Origin of the sequence: Azohydromonas australica DSM 1124 (genome assembly GCF_000430725.1) — a bacterium.
GTDB lineage: Bacteria > Pseudomonadota > Gammaproteobacteria > Burkholderiales > Burkholderiaceae_C > Azohydromonas > Azohydromonas australica.
Map to the genome: position 1 here is coordinate 1 of NZ_AUMO01000152.1, position 3,296 is coordinate 3,296.

At 68.1% G+C, this 3,296-nt stretch carries 1 protein-coding gene; it reads left to right on the forward strand.

Annotated features, from left to right (window positions below):
• Positions 1–320: 320 nt before the first annotated feature.
• A partial coding sequence (locus H537_RS44190) for an LEPR-XLL domain-containing protein (RefSeq protein ID WP_169517050.1) occupies positions 321–3,296 on the forward strand: 2,976 nt, incomplete at its 3' end.

Consider the following 3,296-nt stretch of genomic DNA (forward strand, 5'->3'; position numbering starts at 1 on the left):
GTCATCGCACACCTCCACTTGCCATCGGGTGCGTCAGAGGAGGCAGCGTGCTCGCTAAATGGGCACCTTGAAAGGGGTGGGCCTGAGAGCCTGTCCCGACGGACGTGAGCTATGGCCGCAGGGGCGGCCATGGCCGGTTTCGTCTCATCCCGTGGTCAGGCTGCTTAAAAATCTAATAATTCTGCGGTCCGGAGCGTGCATTAGTTGACACCGGACTTGCAGTTTTGCGCTTTCGATTTGGAACAATCGCGGGTCCCTACGCTGATGGAGTGGTGCGCCTGTGTTTTGGGTACCACCGACTCCGCAACGAAAGAATTCCCGTGAGCGCATTGTTGAAGAAGCCTGTCCGTCGTCTGGCCCGCCGTATCCGCGATGCGTTCCGAATGGAAGCGCTGGAGCCCCGGGTGCTGCTGTCGGCCGATCCGGTGCTGGGGGCCGCCCAGACGGTGCTCGTGCCCGACGAGCGGCATGACCAGGCGCTGGTCCAGGCCTACGACTTCCCGGACGCGGCGCAGGCCGCGGACGTGTCCGGAGCGGCGCAGCTGGCGGACTTCGGCAACCTGGTGAGCCCGGAGCTGTTCCAGCAGATCCGCTCCGACCAGGCCGCGCTGCGCAAGGCTTCCCTGGCGCAAACCTTCTCGGTGGACGCCACGGTCTTCGACCTCGCGCAGCTCGCGCAGCGCACGGGCTTCATGGAGAGCGAGCTCACGGTCGCGGCCAACGAGGCGCTCAAGGGCAGTGGCACGATGAACGTGTCGCTGCTCAACACCGGCCTGGTGAGCCCCGGCTACTCACCGGGCATGCAGAGCTTCCAGTCTTTCGTTCAGACCGGGAACGCGACACTGCAGATCGAGATTGGCGGCTCCGCGCCTGGCACTGGCTACGACCAGATCAAGGTCGAGAACACAGCGACGCTGGACGGCACGCTCGCCGTCAAGTTGCTCGACGGCTTCAAGCCCACGGACGGCCAGGTCTTCGACGTGCTGACCTTCGGCGCGCTGCAGGGCAGCTTCGCCAACGCCACCGGGCTGCTGGACGCGGGCAACGGGCTGTACTTCGAGGTCCGCACGACCGACCGCGCGCTGCAGCTGGTGGCGCACCAGCTCGACGTCTCGACGGCCTTCATCGTCGACGTACTGCACGACGGCGCGGGCGCCCAGGCCGACAGCCTGGCCGACCGCATGGGCCTGTGGCTCAACTTCGACTACTTCAAGAACAACAGCAGCTTCGCGTTCACGGGCTCGCTGGACCTCGGCAGCGGCCTGAAGCTCACGGGCACGTTCTCCACGGCTTACAACGTCGATGTCGCTATCGGCGGCCACGACTACGCGATGTGGAAGGTGGGCTTGGCCGACGGGACCGGCTACCTGGGGCTGGACAGCCTGGACCCGGGCAAGCCGGGCGTGTCCTTCGCCGACGTGGATTTCGGCCTGCTGCTGCTCGACGACAACACCCTTGGCAGCGACCTGGGCTATGTGCTGGGCACCGGCCAGGCCGGCGGCATCAACCTGTTCGGCACGAGCCAGCTGAGCTTCAGCGCGCAGACGCTGACGCTGGACTTCGCGCTGGGCACCGGCACCCTGGCCGGGGGTGCGCCCAACGACGCCATCATCGATCTCTCGGCCTACGCCCAGAGCGTGACGGTGGCCGGCACCACGTACGTCTTCAACGCGGACGGCCAACTCGGCGAGCACGCCAGTGCCAGCGGCGACGTGACCCTCGTGGTCGGTCCCGTGACCTTGGAGGGCACGCTGGGCGTGGCCGTCTCGGCATCCAGCCTGGTGCTGGCCGGCGGCGATGTCAGCGCGCATTTCAGCGCCGGCGGCGTGGAGGTGGGGTTGGATCGCGCCAGCTTTGGCTTGGTGCTGCTGTCCGATGGCACGCTTGCGCTGGAGGCCACTGGTTCGTTCGCACTCGATGGCGGCAACTTCGCCGACGTCAGTGCGCAGGCGGCGCTGCTCAAGCTCAACACCACCGGCGCCGACCAGAGCGACCGGCTGCTGACCTCCGGTGGCTTCCAGTACCGCTTCGGCCAACTTAGCGCCAGCAGCGCACCGGTGGTCAACGTCACCGGCCTGAAGGCGCTGGTCGGCGGCTCGCTGGCCGTCAGCGGCAATTTCGCCTTCGAGCGTGACGCCACGAGCGGCGCGCTGGAGATGAACTCCTCGTCGGCCAGCGTCTCGCTGCTGGCCGGCTCGCTGGGCGCGGGTGTGCAGGACGCTAGCGTGGGCCTGGTGCTCGACGGCGCCAACGGCTTGGTTGTGGAGGCACAGGGCGCGCTCTCCGCGAACCTGGGCGAGGACGTGTCTGCCTCGGCCGGCCGGGCCAGTGTGCGCTGGAACACCACCAGCTCCGACGCGGGCGGGCGCAGCATCGACGTGGCCGGTGCGGCCTATACCTTCGGCGACGGCCTCTCGGCTGGGCTGCAAGAAGTGGCGCTGTCGGACGCGCTGCTGCGCACGGCCGGCTTCTTCAGTGTGCGGGGCGACTTCGCTTTCCACCGCGGCAGCACCACGGTGCGGTTGGCGCATGACGTGGCCGGCACGCCGGAGGACGAGTCGGCTGGCGTGCTGGTGGACCTGCTGACGCTAGGCGGGCGCGGGTTGTCGGCCATGGCGGGCCTCGACGGCGGCCCGGCGCTGTCGCTGGCGGGCGTGGAATTCGGTCTGGCGCTGATGGCCTCGCGCCAGGACGCGAACCGTACCTGGACCACCTTGCAAGCCAGCGCCTCCAGCGCATCGCTGCAGGGCGTGGACGCACTCACCGCCACGGGCACAAACCTGTCGGTGGCGGTCAACCGTGTAGGCAAGGCCGGCGACGCGGTGGTGGATTACGCCGTAGGCCACACGAGCCTGTCCGTGGGCACGGGTGTGAACCAGGCGCTGGCGCTGAGCCTGGATGGTGCGCAGGGCGCACTGGTGCGCGCCGGAGGTGATCTGACGATCGCCGCCACGGACTTCGTGCAGCTGTCGGGCCGCATCGATTTCAGTGTCCAGGGACAAGGGGCGGGACAACAGCTCGTTGCCGTGAGCACCAGCGTCACGGCGGAGCTCAATGCAGGTTCTGCAGCTTCTCTGAAGCTCTCGAGCGCCAACTTCGGCCTGCGTGCGGACGCGGTGGGTGTTGCGGCCTTCGAACTGGGCGGCGGCACGCTGGAGGCGTCCATCGGCGGCTTTGCCAGCCTGAGTGCGGATGCGGTGCAGGTGCGGTACGCCGGCGTTGGCGGCGGCGTGAGTGCGGGCGAGCAACTGCAGGTCGGAACGACCAGCTACACCTTCGCCGACGCAATCGCGGCC